The organism is Chryseobacterium indoltheticum (assembly GCF_003815915.1).
In the GTDB taxonomy this organism is placed as follows: domain Bacteria; phylum Bacteroidota; class Bacteroidia; order Flavobacteriales; family Weeksellaceae; genus Chryseobacterium; species Chryseobacterium indoltheticum.
The window spans coordinates 743,464-757,958 of the sequence record NZ_CP033929.1; the positions used below are offsets into that span (position 1 = coordinate 743,464).

General features: G+C 35.9%; 29 protein-coding genes. 28 read left to right on the forward strand and 1 reads right to left on the reverse strand.

The annotated features are described in order from the left end of the window. Positions 1–79 precede the first annotated feature (79 nt). The 28 genes from rplC to rplQ all read left to right on the forward strand — a co-directional run bounded on the left by rplC (position 80) and on the right by rplQ (position 13,895). Positions 80–706: a 50S ribosomal protein L3 gene (rplC, locus tag EG358_RS03470; RefSeq protein ID WP_076557459.1), complete on the forward strand. Its 627-nt coding sequence runs from the start codon at positions 80–82 to the stop codon at positions 704–706. Further along, entirely contained in the window at positions 697–1,326 is a 630-nt protein-coding gene (gene rplD / locus EG358_RS03475) for a 50S ribosomal protein L4 (protein ID WP_076557461.1), read from the forward strand. Before rplC ends, rplD begins: the two co-directional genes overlap by 10 nt. A 3-nt stretch (positions 1,327–1,329) precedes the next feature. Further along, the gene (gene rplW, locus EG358_RS03480) at positions 1,330–1,620 is read left to right on the forward strand and encodes a 50S ribosomal protein L23 (protein ID WP_047442263.1); all 291 of its coding nucleotides are present in this window, start codon (positions 1,330–1,332) and stop codon (positions 1,618–1,620) included. A gap of 22 nt (positions 1,621–1,642) precedes the next feature. Further along, a complete protein-coding gene (gene rplB / locus EG358_RS03485; RefSeq protein ID WP_076557463.1) occupies positions 1,643–2,464 on the forward strand; it encodes a 50S ribosomal protein L2 in 822 nt (273 codons plus the stop codon). 2 nt (positions 2,465–2,466) lie between these two features. Continuing rightward, on the forward strand, positions 2,467–2,745 hold the full coding sequence (gene rpsS / locus EG358_RS03490; protein WP_066679844.1) for a 30S ribosomal protein S19: 279 nt from the start codon (positions 2,467–2,469) through the stop codon (positions 2,743–2,745). A 2-nt stretch (positions 2,746–2,747) separates the two neighbouring features. After that, positions 2,748–3,146: a 50S ribosomal protein L22 gene (gene rplV, locus EG358_RS03495; RefSeq protein WP_066679843.1), complete on the forward strand. Its 399-nt coding sequence runs from the start codon at positions 2,748–2,750 to the stop codon at positions 3,144–3,146. A gap of 8 nt (positions 3,147–3,154) precedes the next feature. After that, entirely contained in the window at positions 3,155–3,892 is a 738-nt protein-coding gene (gene rpsC / locus EG358_RS03500; protein WP_076557465.1) for a 30S ribosomal protein S3, read from the forward strand. Between the two features lie 78 nt (positions 3,893–3,970). Then, the gene (gene rplP, locus EG358_RS03505) at positions 3,971–4,396 is read left to right on the forward strand and encodes a 50S ribosomal protein L16 (protein ID WP_076557467.1); all 426 of its coding nucleotides are present in this window, start codon (positions 3,971–3,973) and stop codon (positions 4,394–4,396) included. A 12-nt stretch (positions 4,397–4,408) separates the two neighbouring features. After that, positions 4,409–4,594 carry a 50S ribosomal protein L29 gene (gene rpmC, locus EG358_RS03510; protein WP_074230962.1) on the forward strand — a complete coding sequence of 62 codons (186 nt, stop codon included), beginning with the start codon at positions 4,409–4,411 and terminating at the stop codon, positions 4,592–4,594. A 14-nt stretch (positions 4,595–4,608) separates the two neighbouring features. Continuing rightward, positions 4,609–4,863 carry a 30S ribosomal protein S17 gene (gene rpsQ / locus EG358_RS03515; RefSeq protein WP_034678021.1) on the forward strand — a complete coding sequence of 85 codons (255 nt, stop codon included), beginning with the start codon at positions 4,609–4,611 and terminating at the stop codon, positions 4,861–4,863. 2 nt (positions 4,864–4,865) lie between these two features. Further along, positions 4,866–5,234: a 50S ribosomal protein L14 gene (rplN, locus tag EG358_RS03520; RefSeq protein WP_034684837.1), complete on the forward strand. Its 369-nt coding sequence runs from the start codon at positions 4,866–4,868 to the stop codon at positions 5,232–5,234. 22 nt (positions 5,235–5,256) lie between these two features. Beyond that, positions 5,257–5,583 carry a 50S ribosomal protein L24 gene (gene rplX, locus EG358_RS03525; protein WP_076557469.1) on the forward strand — a complete coding sequence of 109 codons (327 nt, stop codon included), beginning with the start codon at positions 5,257–5,259 and terminating at the stop codon, positions 5,581–5,583. A 13-nt stretch (positions 5,584–5,596) separates the two neighbouring features. Next, the gene (gene rplE, locus EG358_RS03530) at positions 5,597–6,148 is read left to right on the forward strand and encodes a 50S ribosomal protein L5 (protein ID WP_076557471.1); all 552 of its coding nucleotides are present in this window, start codon (positions 5,597–5,599) and stop codon (positions 6,146–6,148) included. Positions 6,149–6,151: 3 nt separating this feature from the next. After that, entirely contained in the window at positions 6,152–6,421 is a 270-nt protein-coding gene (rpsN, locus tag EG358_RS03535; protein WP_047442254.1) for a 30S ribosomal protein S14, read from the forward strand. Between the two features lie 148 nt (positions 6,422–6,569). Further along, the gene (rpsH, locus tag EG358_RS03540) at positions 6,570–6,968 is read left to right on the forward strand and encodes a 30S ribosomal protein S8 (RefSeq protein ID WP_076557473.1); all 399 of its coding nucleotides are present in this window, start codon (positions 6,570–6,572) and stop codon (positions 6,966–6,968) included. Between the two features lie 17 nt (positions 6,969–6,985). Next, the gene (gene rplF, locus EG358_RS03545; RefSeq protein ID WP_076557475.1) at positions 6,986–7,531 is read left to right on the forward strand and encodes a 50S ribosomal protein L6; all 546 of its coding nucleotides are present in this window, start codon (positions 6,986–6,988) and stop codon (positions 7,529–7,531) included. 14 nt (positions 7,532–7,545) lie between these two features. Beyond that, positions 7,546–7,899 (forward strand): 50S ribosomal protein L18, encoded by a 354-nt coding sequence (rplR, locus tag EG358_RS03550; protein ID WP_076557477.1) that lies wholly within the window; start codon positions 7,546–7,548, stop codon positions 7,897–7,899. An 18-nt stretch (positions 7,900–7,917) separates the two neighbouring features. Then, positions 7,918–8,439, forward strand: a complete 522-nt coding sequence (rpsE, locus tag EG358_RS03555; protein ID WP_034678028.1) for a 30S ribosomal protein S5 — start codon at positions 7,918–7,920, stop codon at positions 8,437–8,439. Between the two features lie 10 nt (positions 8,440–8,449). Then, positions 8,450–8,626 (forward strand): 50S ribosomal protein L30, encoded by a 177-nt coding sequence (rpmD, locus tag EG358_RS03560; RefSeq protein ID WP_007839493.1) that lies wholly within the window; start codon positions 8,450–8,452, stop codon positions 8,624–8,626. A 19-nt stretch (positions 8,627–8,645) separates the two neighbouring features. After that, on the forward strand, positions 8,646–9,095 hold the full coding sequence (gene rplO / locus EG358_RS03565; protein WP_066679834.1) for a 50S ribosomal protein L15: 450 nt from the start codon (positions 8,646–8,648) through the stop codon (positions 9,093–9,095). 9 nt (positions 9,096–9,104) lie between these two features. Continuing rightward, the gene (gene secY / locus EG358_RS03570; RefSeq protein WP_074230969.1) at positions 9,105–10,484 is read left to right on the forward strand and encodes a preprotein translocase subunit SecY; all 1,380 of its coding nucleotides are present in this window, start codon (positions 9,105–9,107) and stop codon (positions 10,482–10,484) included. A 3-nt stretch (positions 10,485–10,487) separates the two neighbouring features. After that, positions 10,488–10,703, forward strand: coding sequence for a translation initiation factor IF-1 (gene infA, locus EG358_RS03575; protein WP_115596398.1), 216 nt, complete (start codon positions 10,488–10,490; stop codon positions 10,701–10,703). Positions 10,704–10,813: 110 nt separating this feature from the next. Continuing rightward, positions 10,814–10,930: a 50S ribosomal protein L36 gene (gene rpmJ / locus EG358_RS03580; protein WP_007839480.1), complete on the forward strand. Its 117-nt coding sequence runs from the start codon at positions 10,814–10,816 to the stop codon at positions 10,928–10,930. Between the two features lie 3 nt (positions 10,931–10,933). Then, entirely contained in the window at positions 10,934–11,311 is a 378-nt protein-coding gene (gene rpsM / locus EG358_RS03585; protein ID WP_074230970.1) for a 30S ribosomal protein S13, read from the forward strand. A gap of 12 nt (positions 11,312–11,323) precedes the next feature. Further along, positions 11,324–11,713 (forward strand): 30S ribosomal protein S11, encoded by a 390-nt coding sequence (gene rpsK / locus EG358_RS03590; RefSeq protein WP_066679832.1) that lies wholly within the window; start codon positions 11,324–11,326, stop codon positions 11,711–11,713. Between the two features lie 19 nt (positions 11,714–11,732). Next, entirely contained in the window at positions 11,733–12,341 is a 609-nt protein-coding gene (gene rpsD, locus EG358_RS03595; protein ID WP_074230971.1) for a 30S ribosomal protein S4, read from the forward strand. Positions 12,342–12,374: 33 nt separating this feature from the next. Further along, positions 12,375–13,370, forward strand: a complete 996-nt coding sequence (locus tag EG358_RS03600) for a DNA-directed RNA polymerase subunit alpha (protein ID WP_074230972.1) — start codon at positions 12,375–12,377, stop codon at positions 13,368–13,370. 6 nt (positions 13,371–13,376) lie between these two features. Then, positions 13,377–13,895, forward strand: coding sequence for a 50S ribosomal protein L17 (gene rplQ, locus EG358_RS03605; RefSeq protein ID WP_056076000.1), 519 nt, complete (start codon positions 13,377–13,379; stop codon positions 13,893–13,895). A gap of 59 nt (positions 13,896–13,954) precedes the next feature. Here the strand turns inward: rplQ and EG358_RS03610 are convergent, their stop codons facing one another. Continuing rightward, a complete protein-coding gene (locus EG358_RS03610; protein ID WP_076557479.1) occupies positions 13,955–14,383 on the reverse strand; it encodes a hypothetical protein in 429 nt (142 codons plus the stop codon). Between the last annotated feature and the right edge of the window lie 112 nt (positions 14,384–14,495).

Below are 14,495 nucleotides of genomic sequence, written 5' to 3' on the forward strand. Positions count from 1 at the left end.
AATTCAAACTTGGTAATTATTTGAGCGCCCGAAAAATGAGAGTGAATACAAGAAAATTTTATAACATATTATATAAATAATGTCAGGTATTATTGGAAAAAAAATTGGGATGACTTCTCTGTTTGACGAAAACGGCAAAAATATGCCGTGTACCGTTATTCAGGCAGGTCCTTGCTCAGTTTTACAGGTCAGAACCATTGAAAAGGACGGATACAAATCTGTTCAGTTAGGTTTCGATGACAAGAGTGAAAAGAACGTTGGTAAAGCGTTAGCTGGCCATTTTAAAAAGGCTGGTTCTGCTCCTAAAGCTAAGTTGGTAGAATTCTACAGAGAATTCGTAGACGAAGTAAAAGTAGGAGAGGAAGTAAAAGTTAATCTATTCGCTGAAGGTGAATTTGTTGACGTAACAGGAACTTCAAAAGGTAAAGGCTTCCAGGGTGTTGTTAAAAGACACGGTTTTGGAGGTGTAATGCAAGCTACTCACGGTCAGCACAACAGACTTAGAGCTCCAGGTTCTATCGGTGCGGGGTCGGATCCTTCGAGAGTATTCAAAGGAATGAGAATGGCAGGTAGAATGGGAGGTAAGCAGGTAACTGTACAAAACCTTCAAGTATTAAAAGTGGATCAAGAACAAAATCTTTTAGTAGTAAAAGGTGCTGTTCCGGGAGCTAAAAATTCTTATGTAATTATCAGAAAATGGAACTAGTAGTATTAAATACATCAGGAAAAGAAACCGGAAAAAAAGTAACTCTAGACGAAACAGTATTCGGAATTGAGCCAAATAAGCACGCGGTTTACTTAGAAGTAAAACAATATCTTGCTGCTCAGCGTCAAGGTACTCATAAATCAAAAGAAAGAAGCGAAATTACTGCTTCTACTAAAAAACTTAAGAAGCAAAAAGGATCTGGTTCTGCTAGATACGGTGATATTAAATCTCCTACTTTTAGAGGTGGAGGTAGAGTATTCGGTCCTAAGCCAAGAGACTACAGATTCAAATTGAATAAAGCTCTTAAGAGATTAGCAAAAAAATCTGTTCTTTCTCAAAAAATGAAAGACAACAGCATTAGAATCGTGGAAGGTTTGAGCATTGCTGCTCCTAAAACTAAAGATTTCGTTACTATCTTGAATGCATTGGCATTGAACGATAAGAAGTCTTTATTCATTCTTCCTGATACTAACAAGAATGTGTATTTATCTTCAAGAAACTTGCCTAAGACTAAAGTTATGAAATTCAACGAAATTTCTTCTTATGACTTAATCAACGCAGGTGAGATCGTTTTCTTAGAAGGTGCAGTTGAAAAATTCCAGGAAAATTTAAAGAAATAAATCATGTCACTAATTATTAAACCAGTTATTTCAGAAAAAGCAAACTATCTTACAGATTTAAGAGGTGCTTATTCTTTCTTAGTACAACCTAAGGCGAATAAAATCCAGATTAAAAATGCAATAGAGCAAGCTTACGGTGTGAAAGTAGCAGACGTTAGAACCATGATTTATGCTCCTAAAGTTTCTTCGAAATACACGAAAAAAGGTCTTCAAGTAGGGAAGACAAACAAATTAAAAAAGGCGGTTATCACTCTTGCTGAAGGAGAAGTAATCGACATTTTTGCTGTAAATTAATTATTAATTATAAATAATAGTAATGTCTGTTAGAAAATTAAAACCTATCACCCCAGGACAGAGATTCAGAATTGTAAACAATTTTGAGGAAATTACTACCAACAAACCAGAGAAATCTCTAACTGTTGGTATTAGTAAGTCAGGTGGACGTAACCAAACTGGTAAAATGACCATGCGTTACACCGGAGGTGGACACAAAAAGAAATACAGAATTATCGACTTCAAAAGAAACAAGCATGATGTTGAAGCAACGGTAAAAACTGTAGAATATGATCCAAACAGAACTGCTTTCATCGCTTTAGTGGAGTACGCAGACGGAGAGAAGAGATATATCATCGCTCCAAACGGAATCAAAGTTGACCAAAAAATTATTTCTGGCGAAAGCGTAGAACCGAACATCGGTAACGCAATGAAATTGAAAAATATTCCATTGGGTACTGTAATTTCTTGTGTTGAAATGAAGCCTGGTCAAGGTGCTATTTTAGCAAGAAGTGCTGGTTCTTCAGCTCAGTTGACTTCAAGGGACGGGAAATATGCAATCATCAAATTGCCTTCAGGAGAATCTAGAATGATCCTTACTGAGTGCTATGCAATGATTGGATCTGTTTCTAACTCTGATCACCAGTTGACTGTATCAGGTAAGGCTGGTAGAAGCAGATGGTTAGGTAGAAGACCTAGAACAAGACCAGTAGTAATGAACCCTGTAGATCACCCAATGGGAGGTGGTGAAGGACGTTCTTCTGGAGGTCACCCAAGATCTAGAAACGGTATGCCGGCTAAAGGTTACAAAACTAGAAAGAAAAACAAAGTGTCTAACCGTTACATCGTATCTAAAAGAAAATAATTATGGCAAGATCACTTAAAAAAGGACCATTCATTCACTATACTTTAGATAAGAAGGTTCAGGCAAATGTAGAGTCTGGTAAGAAGACTGTTATCAAAACTTGGTCTAGAGCATCAATGATCTCTCCAGACTTTGTAGGACAAACTATTGCTGTGCACAACGGGAAATCTTTTATCCCGGTTTACGTTACAGAAAACATGGTAGGTCACAAGCTAGGCGAATTTTCTCCAACAAGATCTTTCAGAGGTCATGGTGGTAACAAAAACAAAGGAAGCAGATAATCATGGGATCAAGAAAAAGAGAAAGTGCATTAGCACGTAAATTAACAAATCAAGATGTAGTAAAAGCATTACACAACGATTGCCCTTCATCTCCAAGAAAGATGAGATTAGTAGCTGATATCATCAGAGGGGTAGAAGTTGAAAAAGCTTTAAGCATCCTAAAATATTCGAAAAAAGACGCTTCAAACAAATTAGAGAAAGTACTTCTTTCTGCGATGGCTAACTGGCAATCTAAGAACGAAGGTGCAGATATCGAAGAAGCTAACCTTATCGTTAAAGAAATTTTTGTAGACAGTGCAAGACAATTGAAGAGACTGAGACCAGCGCCACAAGGTAGAGGGTACAGAATCAGAAAAAGATCAAACCACATTACACTAATCTTAGGAACAAAAGAAAATTAATTCAAGGTATGGGACAGAAGACAAATCCAATTGGTAACAGATTAGGTATCATCAGAGGATGGGATTCTAACTGGTTTGGCGGAAACGATTATGGAGACAGAATCGCGGAAGACTACAAAATCAGAAGATACCTTGAAGCAAGATTATCTAAAGGTGGTATTTCAAAAATTTATATTGAAAGAACACTTAAATTAGTAACCGTAACAATCACTACTGCTAGACCGGGATTAATCATCGGGAAAGGAGGTCAGGAAGTTGACAAGTTAAAAGAAGAATTGAAGAAACTTACTAAAAAGGATATTCAAATCAATATTTTCGAAATCAAAAGACCTGAGCTTGATGCAGTATTAGTTGCAGACAGTATCGCTAAGCAAATCGAAAACAGAATCTCTTACAGAAGAGCCGTGAAAATGGCTATCGCTTCTACAATGAGAATGGGTGCTGAAGGTATCAAAGTTCAAATCTCTGGTAGATTGAACGGTGCTGAAATGGCAAGATCTGAGTCTTTCAAAGACGGAAGAATCCCATTGTCTACTTTCAGAGCAGATATCGACTATCATATCGGTGAGGCATTAACTCAGTACGGTAAGTTAGGAGTTAAAGTTTGGATCATGAAAGGAGAAGTTTATGGTAAGAGAGATCTTATGCCGCTAGTAGGACAACAGAAAAAAGGTGGTCCTTCAGGAGGTGGAAACAGAGGAGATAGAGATAACAGAAGACCTTCAAGAGATAAAAAAAATAATTAATAAAATTTTAGAGGATAGTTTTTAAATGACCGTTACTTTTTTAAAATCTAAATTCTAAAATCTAAAATTTAAGAAATTATGTTACAACCAAAAAGAACCAAATTCCGTAGAGTTCATAAGATGAAAATGAAGGGGATTGCTCAGAGAGGTAATCAACTTGCTTATGGAACTTTCGGAATTAAAGCTAACGAAGGTGCTTGGATCACTGCAAGACAAATCGAAGCTGCTCGTATCGCTGCGACAAGATATATGAAAAGAGAAGGTCAACTATGGATCAAAATATTCCCGGATAAGCCTATTACCAAGAAACCAGCCGAAGTAAGGATGGGTAAAGGTAAAGGTGCTGTAGAATATTGGGTAGCTGTAGTAAAACCAGGTAAAATTATGTTCGAAGTTGGAGGTGTATCTTACGATATCGCTAAAGAAGCTTTAAGACTTGCTGCACAGAAATTACCAGTTACGACTAGATTTATAGTTGCTAACGATTTTGTTAAACCTCTTTAATCTCTGAATACAATGAAACAAGCTGAAATTAAAAATCTAAGCCTTGAAGATGTTCAAGCTAAATTGACTGAAGCTAAAGCTCAATTTTCAAAAATGAAATTGGCTCACAAAATCAGTCCACTTGAAAATCCGATCCAAATCAGAGATTTGAGAAAAACAATCGCAAGATTAAACACTGAGTTAACTAACAAACAATAATATTCCTTTTTACAATGGATAGAAATTTAAGAAAAGAAAGAATCGGAGTGGTTTCCAGCAATAAAATGGAAAAAACTATTGTTGTTAGTGAAACGACTAGAGTAAAACACCCGATGTACGGTAAATTCGTTTTGAAAACGAAAAAATATACTGCACACGACGAGAACAACGAATGCAACGAAGGAGATACAGTTTTAATTTCTGAAACTAGACCTTTGAGCAAGAGTAAGAGATGGAGATTAGTAAGAATCATTGAAAAAGCTAAGTAATAATGTTACAAACAGAATCAAGATTAAAAGTTGCTGATAACACAGGTGCAAAAGAAGTACTAGTTATTAGAGTTCTGGGAGGAACCAGAAGAAGATATGCTTCAGTTGGTGATAAAATCGTAGTTACTATTAAAGATTCTACACCATCAGGAAACGCAAAAAAAGGTCAGGTATCTAAAGCAGTTGTAGTAAGAACAAAAAAAGCAGTAAGAAGAAAAGATGGCTCGTACATCAAATTTGAAGACAACGCTTGTGTTTTACTAAACGCTGGAGGAGAAATGAGAGGAACACGTGTTTTTGGACCGGTTGCTCGTGAGTTGAGAGACAAAGAATATATGAAAATCATTTCATTAGCTCCTGAAGTACTTTAATTTTTAAAATTTTTAAAAGAAAATGTCAAAGTTAAAAATAAAAAGAGGAGATAACGTAATCATTACTACTGGTAAAAAAGATATCAAAGGTAAAACTGGTGAAGTTATTGAAGTGATCAAAAAAGAAGGAAGAGACCCTAGAGTTATTGTTGCAGGACTAAACATCGTTAAAAAACACGTTAAGCCTTCAGCTTCTAACCCTCAAGGAGGAATCACTGAGAAGGAAGCTTCTATTCATATCTCAAACGTAGCTTTAGTTGGTAAAGACGGAAAAGCTATCAGAGTAGGTTATAAAATCGAAGGAGATAAGAAAGTAAGAATCAACAAAAAAACGGGTGAAACTTTATAATTTTAAATAACACATGGAATATATAGCAAGACCCAAAAAAGCATATAAAGAAACGATTGTTCCTGCAATGATGGAAGAATTCGGATACAAATCAGTAATGCAGGTACCAAGACTAGAGAAAATTATTTTATCTCAAGGTTTAGGAGACGCTACTGCTGATAAAAAGATCATCGATTATGCTGTAGAAGAACTTACAAATATCACTGGTCAAAAGGCTGTTGGTACTATCTCTAAGAAAGATGAAGCTGCTTTCAAACTAAGAAAAGGTATGCCTGTAGGTGCTAAGGTAACTCTTAGAGCTCAGAAAATGTACGAATTCTTAGATAGATTAACTTCTTCTGCTTTGCCACGTATCAGAGATTTTTCTGGTATCAAAGCTGACGGTTTCGACGGTAGAGGTAACTATAACTTAGGTATTACTGAGCAGATTATCTTCCCTGAGATCGTAATCGACAAAGTAAAGAAAATCCAAGGTATGGATATCACTTTCGTTACTACTGCGAAAACAGATAAAGAAGCTAAAGCATTATTAACTCACTTCGGTTTACCATTCAAAAAGAACTAAGAAATGGCTAAAGAATCAATGAAAGCGCGTGAGCGCAAAAGAGAAGCTACTGTAGCTAAATACGCTGAGAAAAGAAAAGCTCTTAAAGAAGCAGGTGACTATGAAGGACTTCAGAAATTACCTAAAAACGCTTCTCCGGTAAGATTACACAACAGATGTAAACTTACAGGTAGACCAAGAGGTTACATGAGAACCTTCGGTATTTCTAGAGTAACTTTCAGAGAAATGGCCAACAACGGTCTTATCCCGGGAGTTAAAAAAGCTAGTTGGTAATAATTACTAATTAAAAAATCGGGACAATTAAGTTGTCGAGATACTAAAGAAAATAAATATCAGACCCAAGATCTTCTGAAGTCTGATATTTTAATCTTCAAGTCTTTTCAATACTGATTGTTCTTTAACCAATAATTTAAAACAAGAAATGGTAACAGATCCAATTTCAGATTTCCTAACTAGAGTAAGGAACGCACAAAGCGCAGGCCACAAAGTGGTGGAAATTCCTGCATCGAAAATCAAAAAGGAGATTACGAAAATCTTATTTGAACAAGGGTATATCTTAAACTACAAGTTTGAAGAAAGCGCTGTTCAAGGGACAATCAAAATCGCTTTGAAGTATGACAAACAAACAAGCAAGCCAGCTATCAAGTCTATCCAAAGAGCTTCTAGACCAGGTTTGAGACAGTACAAAGGTTCAGGTGAACTTCCAAGAGTACTAAACGGTTTGGGTATTTCTATCATCTCTACTTCTAAAGGAGTAATGACTGACAAGAAAGCTAGAGAAGAGAAAGTAGGCGGTGAAGTAATCTGCTATGTTTATTAATTTTTAATCAAAGGAAAATGTCAAGAATTGGTAAAGCAATTATAACAATTCCCGCTGGAGTTACAATCACTGAGAAAGAAGGTGTAGTAACTGTAAAAGGTCCCAAAGGAGAACTTACTCAGGAGCTTACAGAAGGAATTACTTTAGAACAAAACGAAGGTCAGTTAACTGTTAGCAGACCATCAGATTCTAAACAACACAGAGCGCTTCATGGTTTATACAGAGCGTTAATCAATAACATGATTGTGGGAACTACTGAAGGTTTCACAAAAAAGTTGGAACTAGTAGGGGTAGGATACAGAGCTTCACACGCAGGTCAAAAACTTGAGTTAGCTTTAGGATTCTCTCACGGTATCGTTCTAGAACTTCCAAAAGAAGTGATAATCGACACATTGACTGAAAAAGGTAAAAACCCAATTATTACTTTAACGTCTCATGACAAGCAACTTCTAGGAATGGTTTCTGCAAAGATCCGTTCATTCAGAAAGCCTGAGCCATACAAAGGAAAAGGTGTAAGATTCGTAGGAGAAATTGTTAGACGTAAAGCTGGTAAATCTGCTTAATAAAATTTAAGAAAATGGCACTAAGTAAATTAGAAAAAAGAATAAGAATCAAAAGAAGAGTAAGAGGAAAAATCTCTGGATCTTCTGAATTGCCAAGATTATCTGTATACAAGAGTAATAAGGAAATTTACGCTCAGTTAATCAACGATAAAGACGGTAAAACTTTAGCATCAGCTTCTTCTAGAGAGAAAGGTGTAGATGCTAACGGAACAAAAAGTGAAATTTCTGCTGCTGTAGGTAAAGCAATCGCTGCTAAAGCACTTGCTGCAGGAATTGAAAATATTGTATTTGATAGAAACGGATTCGTATACCACGGAAGAGTAAAAGCTCTAGCTGATGGTGCGAGAGAAGGAGGACTTAAATTCTAATCATTAAATTTCGGAAATATGTTAGGACTAGATAATATAGAAAGAGTAAAACCGGGAGGATTAGAACTTAAAGATCGTCTCGTAGCTGTTAATAGAGTAACAAAAGTAACTAAAGGAGGTAGAGCTTTCGGATTTTCTGCAATTGTTGTTGTAGGAGACGAAGCTGGAACTATCGGTTTTGGTTTAGGAAAATCTAAGGAAGTTGCTTCGGCTATTGCTAAGGCAGTAGAAGATGCTAAGAAAAACTTGGTAAAAGTTCCTGTAATGAACCATACTATCCCTCACCAGACTACTGCTAGATACGGTGGTGCTGATATCTTCTTGAGACCTGCTTCTCACGGTACAGGGCTTATCGCCGGTGGTGCGGTAAGAGCGGTACTTGAGTCTGCTGGTATTCACGATATCCTTTCAAAATCTAAAGGATCTTCAAACCCTCACAATGTAGTAAAGGCAACTTTCAAAGCATTGTTAGACATCAGAAGACCAGAAGAAATTGCAAGAATGAGAGGAGTTTCTTTAACTAAAGTGTTTAACGGTTAATAATAAAACAATGGCAACAATTAAAGTAAAGCAAGTAAGAAGCGCTATTGGTAGAACAAAAACCCAAAAGAGAACGCTTGAAGCATTAGGATTTAAGAAACTTCACCAAGTTGTAGAGCACGAAGCTACACCTTCTATTTTAGGGATGATAGCTGCAGTTAGTCACTTACTTGAAGTTCAAAAATAATTTTTAAAATAATTTTAAAATGAATTTAAACAACATAAAGCCTGCTGCAGGTTCTACATTTAGTTCAAAAAGAATTGGTAGAGGACAAGGTAGTGGAAAAGGAGGTACTTCTACAAAAGGGCACAAAGGTCAGAAAGCAAGAGCTGGTTATTCTCAGAAAATCGGTTTTGAAGGAGGACAAATGCCTTTGCAAAGAAGATTACCTAAATTCGGTTTCAAAAACGTAAACAGAAAAGAATATAGAGCTATTAACCTTGATGATATCCAAATTTTAATTGAAAATAAATCTGTAACAGGAGATATTACAAAAGAAGTTTTGGTACAGCACGGTCTGGCAACTAAAAACGAAATAGTGAAAATTATGGGGAGAGGAGAATTGAAATCTGCGGTTTCAATTACTGCTGACAAATTCACTAAATCTGCTGAAGAGCTTATTGCTAAAGCAGGTGGAAAAGCAATTACCTTATAATAATTACTAATGAAAGAATTTATACAAACCCTCAAAAATATTTGGAGTCTTAAGGAACTTAGAGATAAAATTCTATTTACTTTAGGGATTATCCTTGTGTATAGATTCGCATCTTTCATCTCTTTACCTGCAATTAACCTTGCAGAAGTAGGAGATCTCTTAGAGCATTATAAAAATCAAGGCGGTAACAAGCAAGGAGCAGGTCTCCTTGGCTTGCTTTCGTCGTTTACGGGAGGAGCTTTCAGCCACGCTTCCGTAATGGCGTTGGGTATCATGCCTTATATTTCTGCTTCTATTATTGTTCAGTTGATGGGGATGGCAATTCCTTATCTTCAGAAACTTCAAAAAGACGGAGAGTCTGGTAGAAACACATTGAATCAAATTACTAGATGGTTAACGATTGGGGTTTGTCTCGTACAGGCACCTTCTTATTTAACTTCTATTACTCAGTTGTTCCTGCCGTATGCTCAGTTCCAGTCTGCATATTTCATAGATCCAAACTCTATTATGTTCTGGTTACCAAGTATTGTAATCTTGGTTGCAGGTTCTGTATTTGCAATGTGGCTAGGTGAAAAAATTACCGATAAAGGTATAGGAAATGGTATTTCTATCCTTATTATGGTAGGTATTTTATCTAGATTACCAGAAGCATTTGTACAGGAAATTGCAGTACAAAACGGAAAAGGAGGATTAGGTTCTATCATGATTATGATTGAAGTAATATTCTGGATGTTGGTGGTTCTTTTGGCAGTAGTATTATCTGTTGCAGTAAGAAAAATCCCTATTCAGTATGTAAGCAGAGCTCAAGCAAGGGGAGGTGTAAATAGAAATCTAATGCAAGGAGCAAGACAGTGGATTCCGCTAAAAGTAAACGCAGCAGGTGTAATGCCGATTATCTTTGCTCAGGCATTGATGTTCGTACCTGGTTTGTTAACCAAAGTAGATGAGTCTAATACTTTTCTTGCAGGTTTCAAAAATGTTTTTAGCTGGCAGTACAATGTATTGTTTGCACTATTGATTATTATCTTTTCATTTTTCTATACCGCAATTACAATTCCGGTAAACCAGATGGCCGATGATCTTAAGAGAAATGGCGGTTTGGTACCAAAAGTAAGACCCGGTAAAGAGACTGCTGACTATCTAGATGATATTTTATCAAAAATTACCTTGCCAGGTGCAATATTTTTATCTATCTTTGCAGTCCTTCCAGCAATAGTGCATGGAAGTCTTGTTCAGACAGATGCGTTCGCCCTATTTTTCGGGGGAACTTCGTTGCTAATTATGGTTGGGGTAGTATTAGATACTGTTCAACAGATTAACACTTATCTGCTGAATCATCATTATGATGGCTTAATGCAGTCTAAATTATCAAGATCGACTGGATATTAATTTATGGCAAAACAAAAACATATCGAACAAGATGGCGTTATAACGGAAGCACTTTCGAACGCTCAGTTCTGTGTAGAGCTAGAAAATGGGCATGTGCTTATTGCTCATATCTCTGGTAAAATGCGTATGCATTATATTAAACTATTACCTGGTGATAAGGTAAAATTAGAAATGTCTCCTTACGATCTTTCGAAGGGGAGAATTACATTTAGATATTAAACAAACGCCAAGTGGAATCTTATGATCTCCATTTGGCTCTTGTTAAAAATAAATATTTTCAAACGAAATCAAGGATTTTGTTTAGTATTGAAAAAATATAAATATTTCAAATGAAAGTTAGAGCATCAATTAAAAAAAGAAGTGCTGATTGCAAGATTGTACGCAGAAAAGGTGTACTCTTCGTAATCAACAAGAAAAACCCAAAATTTAAACAAAGACAAGGCTAAATTATGGCGAGAATTTCAGGTATTGATTTACCAAAAAACAAAAGAGGTGTTATCGGTTTAACTTATATTTATGGAGTTGGGAGAAGTACTTCTTCTGAAATCCTTAAGGCTGCCGGTATCAGCGAAGACAAGAAAGTCAACGAATGGAATGACGATGAATTGGCTGCAATCAGAAACTATATCTCAGAAAACATTAAAGTGGAGGGAGAGCTTAGATCTGAAGTGCAATTGAACATTAAGCGATTAATGGACATAGGATGCCAACGAGGAATACGTCACAGACTAGGACTACCTTTAAGAGGCCAGAGAACGAAAAACAACTCGAGAACCCGTAAAGGAAAGAGAAAAACTGTTGCTAACAAGAAAAAAGCAAGTAAATAATCGTTAGGAATTATGGCAAAACAAACTAAAGTAGTTAAAAAAAGAAAAGTAAAAGTTGAAGCTATAGGAGAAGCGCATATTCAAGCTTCTTTCAATAACATCATCATTTCTTTAACAAATAAAAGCGGAGAGGTTATCTCTTGGGCATCTGCCGGTAAAATGGGGTTCAGAGGTTCTAAAAAGAACACTCCTTTTGCTGCTCAAATGGCAGCAGAAAATTGCTCTACTGTAGCTCACGAGGCGGGTCTTAGAAGAGTAAAGGTGTATGTGAAAGGTCCTGGTGCAGGTAGAGAATCTGCGATCAGAACAATTCACAATTCAGGTATCGAAGTTAGCGAAATTATTGACGTTACTCCTATGCCACACAATGGATGTAGACCACCGAAAAGAAGAAGAGTTTAATTTTTAGAATTTACCCATTATGGCAAGATATATTGGACCTAAAACTAAGATTGCTAGAAAGTTTGGTGCTGCAATCTACGGAGATGATAAAAACTTCGAGAAAAGAAAAAACCAACCGCCAGGACAACATGGTCCTAACAAAAGAAGAGGAGCAAAGAAATCTGAATATGCTGTTCAGTTAATGGAAAAGCAAAAAGCTAAATATACTTACGGTATTTTAGAAAGACAATTTGCTAACCTTTTTGAAAAAGCGCACAGAAGTAAAGGTGTAACAGGTGAAGTTCTATTACAGCTTTGCGAATCAAGATTGGATAACGTTGTCTACAGATTAGGTTTTGCTAAAACCAGATCTGGAGCAAGACAGTTAACTTCTCACAGACACATCACTGTGAATGGGGAAATCCTTAACATTCCATCTTATTTAGTAAAAGCTGGTGATGTAATCGCTGTAAGAGAAAAATCTAAGTCTCTAGAGGTTGTTGCTGATGCTTTGGCATCAAAAGCAAACTATGAGTGGTTGCAATTCAACGACGAGAAAAAAGAAGGTACCTTCATTTCTGCTCCTGAAAGAATCCAAATCCCGGAAGACATCAAGGAACAGCTTATCGTCGAACTTTACTCTAAATAATTTTTTAATCAAATTTTTGCTCAACCCAACAATATGGCAATTTTACAATTCATAAAACCCGATAAAGTAATTCTACTTAACTCTGATGAATTTAAAGGTCAATTCGAATTTCGACCTCTAGAACCAGGTTTCGGGCTTACAATCGGTAATGCTTTGAGAAGAGTGTTGCTTTCTTCTCTGGAAGGATACGCTATTTCATCTATCAAAATAGAAGGTGTAGAGCACGAATTTTCAACTATCCCAGGAGTAATTGAAGACGTTACCGAAATTATTCTTAACCTTAAGCAGGTAAGACTTAAAGCTACAGCAGAAAACCAAGCGTCAGAGCAGGTAGTTGCTAAAGTTTCTGGTCAAACTGTTATTACTGCTGGAGATTTGGGACAGTCTATCAACGGATTTGAAATCTTGAATCCAGACTTGATGATCTGTAACCTAAACTCGGATGTTACTTTTGAAATTACGTTCAACATAGAAAAGGGAAGAGGATATGTTCCTTCTGAACAAAACAAGTCAAACAATGCACCTGTAGGTACTATTGCTATTGACTCTATCTTTACGCCGATCAAAAAAGTACAGTATAGTATTGAAAATTACCGTGTAGAGCAAAAAACAGACTACGAAAAATTGGTTTTGGATATAGAAACTGATGGCTCAATAAGCCCTCAGAATGCTTTAACTGAAGCTTCTAAGATATTAATTTATCACTTCATGTTGTTCTCTGATGAGAGAATCACTTTGGAGACTGAAGCTGTGAAAGCATCTATCCAATACGATGAAGAGACACTTCACACAAGACAACTACTTAAGTCTAAATTAGCAGATATGGATCTTTCTGTAAGAGCCCTAAACTGTCTGAAAGCAGCTGAAGTAGAAACTCTAGGTGAGCTTGTTTCTTATAGTAAGTCTGATTTGATGAAATTCAGAAATTTTGGTAAAAAATCTTTGACAGAACTAGAAGAATTGGTGCATTCAAAAGGTCTTAACTTCGGTTTCGACGTTGCAAAATATAAATTAGACGCTGATAATTAAATAATAATGAGACACGGTAAAAAATTCAATCACTTAGGAAGAACTTCTTCTCACAGAAGCGCGTTACTTTCTAATATGGCTTGTTCTCTAATTGAGCATAAGAGAATCAACACTACTGTAGCTAAAGCTAAAGCTTTAAGAGTATATGTTGAGCCTCTATTAACAAAGGCAAAAGAAGATACTACACACAATAGAAGAATTGTTTTTTCATATCTTCAAAGTAAAGAGGCTGTTACTGAACTTTTCAGATCAGTAGCTCCTAAAATCGCAGAAAGAAACGGCGGGTATACAAGAATCATCAAGACTGGTTTCAGAAAAGGTGATGCTGCTGACATGGCTCTTATCGAGCTTGTTGATTTCAACGAACTTTACAATCCTAATGCTGAGGAGAAAAAGACGACAAGAAGAAGTAGAAGATCTACTACTGCAAAAGTAGCTGTTGAAGCTGCTCCTGTAGCAGAAGAAAAAGTTGAAGAGCCTAAGGCTGAATCAACTGATTCTACTGAAGAAAAAGCTGGAGAATAATATTCATCCGGATATAAATAAAAAAACCGTTCAGATTTCTGAACGGTTTTTTTATGTTTTTAAATTTTAGTTTTTACCAGTTCGATAACATTATTACCCTGATTGATGATTAGGCTGTCTCCTTTTACGGTAGCAGTCATATCATCTTTTTTATAAATTGTTTCATTCACTTTAGCTTCAGATTTTTCCAGCACGAATGTTTTCTTATTGTTGGTAATAGAAACGGTTCTGTTTTTAGGATCATAGTTAAAAACTACTTTTACCAAAGATTTATCGGTGGCTTTATATACGTAATCTGTTTTGATCGTCTTGTTACCATTAATATCAGTATTATAGGCGATTGTAGAGTCAATAGCTCCATTATCTGCAAGCACTTCTGTATTTGTAGTATTTGTAGAATCAGATTTTAAAATTCCCTTATTCCCTTCTTTTTTGCATGCTATAATAAAAGATGAAATGATACAGACTGCAATAATTTTTTTAATCATATTATTTTAAATTTATTTGTTTTAATCAAGTTCTTATCCATGTAAAATTAACTAAAATTTAACTCATATTTAAATAAATGAACCGCCCAATTAAGCGAAAAAAGTTAAATTT

What these genes read in the sequence shown, in the direction of transcription:
- rplV (WP_066679843.1), top strand. Translation starts at nt 2,748, where the DNA reads ATGGGATCAAGAAAAAGAGAAAGTGCATTAGCACGTAAATTAACAAAT.
- rpsH (WP_076557473.1), top strand. Translation starts at nt 6,570, where the DNA reads ATGGTAACAGATCCAATTTCAGATTTCCTAACTAGAGTAAGGAACGCA.
- rplE (WP_076557471.1), top strand. Translation starts at nt 5,597, where the DNA reads ATGGAATATATAGCAAGACCCAAAAAAGCATATAAAGAAACGATTGTT.
- rpsM (WP_074230970.1), top strand. Translation starts at nt 10,934, where the DNA reads ATGGCGAGAATTTCAGGTATTGATTTACCAAAAAACAAAAGAGGTGTT.
- rpmJ (WP_007839480.1), top strand. Translation starts at nt 10,814, where the DNA reads ATGAAAGTTAGAGCATCAATTAAAAAAAGAAGTGCTGATTGCAAGATT.
- rpsE (WP_034678028.1), top strand. Translation starts at nt 7,918, where the DNA reads ATGTTAGGACTAGATAATATAGAAAGAGTAAAACCGGGAGGATTAGAA.
- rplN (WP_034684837.1), top strand. Translation starts at nt 4,866, where the DNA reads ATGTTACAAACAGAATCAAGATTAAAAGTTGCTGATAACACAGGTGCA.
- rplC (WP_076557459.1), top strand. Translation starts at nt 80, where the DNA reads ATGTCAGGTATTATTGGAAAAAAAATTGGGATGACTTCTCTGTTTGAC.
- rpsK (WP_066679832.1), top strand. Translation starts at nt 11,324, where the DNA reads ATGGCAAAACAAACTAAAGTAGTTAAAAAAAGAAAAGTAAAAGTTGAA.
- EG358_RS03600 (WP_074230972.1), top strand. Translation starts at nt 12,375, where the DNA reads ATGGCAATTTTACAATTCATAAAACCCGATAAAGTAATTCTACTTAAC.
- rpsD (WP_074230971.1), top strand. Translation starts at nt 11,733, where the DNA reads ATGGCAAGATATATTGGACCTAAAACTAAGATTGCTAGAAAGTTTGGT.
- EG358_RS03610 (WP_076557479.1), bottom strand. Translation starts at nt 14,383, where the DNA reads ATGATTAAAAAAATTATTGCAGTCTGTATCATTTCATCTTTTATTATA.
- rplX (WP_076557469.1), top strand. Translation starts at nt 5,257, where the DNA reads ATGTCAAAGTTAAAAATAAAAAGAGGAGATAACGTAATCATTACTACT.
- rpsC (WP_076557465.1), top strand. Translation starts at nt 3,155, where the DNA reads ATGGGACAGAAGACAAATCCAATTGGTAACAGATTAGGTATCATCAGA.
- rpsN (WP_047442254.1), top strand. Translation starts at nt 6,152, where the DNA reads ATGGCTAAAGAATCAATGAAAGCGCGTGAGCGCAAAAGAGAAGCTACT.
- rplQ (WP_056076000.1), top strand. Translation starts at nt 13,377, where the DNA reads ATGAGACACGGTAAAAAATTCAATCACTTAGGAAGAACTTCTTCTCAC.
- secY (WP_074230969.1), top strand. Translation starts at nt 9,105, where the DNA reads ATGAAAGAATTTATACAAACCCTCAAAAATATTTGGAGTCTTAAGGAA.
- rplO (WP_066679834.1), top strand. Translation starts at nt 8,646, where the DNA reads ATGAATTTAAACAACATAAAGCCTGCTGCAGGTTCTACATTTAGTTCA.
- rplR (WP_076557477.1), top strand. Translation starts at nt 7,546, where the DNA reads ATGGCACTAAGTAAATTAGAAAAAAGAATAAGAATCAAAAGAAGAGTA.
- rplW (WP_047442263.1), top strand. Translation starts at nt 1,330, where the DNA reads ATGTCACTAATTATTAAACCAGTTATTTCAGAAAAAGCAAACTATCTT.
- rpsQ (WP_034678021.1), top strand. Translation starts at nt 4,609, where the DNA reads ATGGATAGAAATTTAAGAAAAGAAAGAATCGGAGTGGTTTCCAGCAAT.
- infA (WP_115596398.1), top strand. Translation starts at nt 10,488, where the DNA reads ATGGCAAAACAAAAACATATCGAACAAGATGGCGTTATAACGGAAGCA.
- rplF (WP_076557475.1), top strand. Translation starts at nt 6,986, where the DNA reads ATGTCAAGAATTGGTAAAGCAATTATAACAATTCCCGCTGGAGTTACA.
- rpsS (WP_066679844.1), top strand. Translation starts at nt 2,467, where the DNA reads ATGGCAAGATCACTTAAAAAAGGACCATTCATTCACTATACTTTAGAT.
- rplD (WP_076557461.1), top strand. Translation starts at nt 697, where the DNA reads ATGGAACTAGTAGTATTAAATACATCAGGAAAAGAAACCGGAAAAAAA.
- rplB (WP_076557463.1), top strand. Translation starts at nt 1,643, where the DNA reads ATGTCTGTTAGAAAATTAAAACCTATCACCCCAGGACAGAGATTCAGA.
- rplP (WP_076557467.1), top strand. Translation starts at nt 3,971, where the DNA reads ATGTTACAACCAAAAAGAACCAAATTCCGTAGAGTTCATAAGATGAAA.
- rpmD (WP_007839493.1), top strand. Translation starts at nt 8,450, where the DNA reads ATGGCAACAATTAAAGTAAAGCAAGTAAGAAGCGCTATTGGTAGAACA.
- rpmC (WP_074230962.1), top strand. Translation starts at nt 4,409, where the DNA reads ATGAAACAAGCTGAAATTAAAAATCTAAGCCTTGAAGATGTTCAAGCT.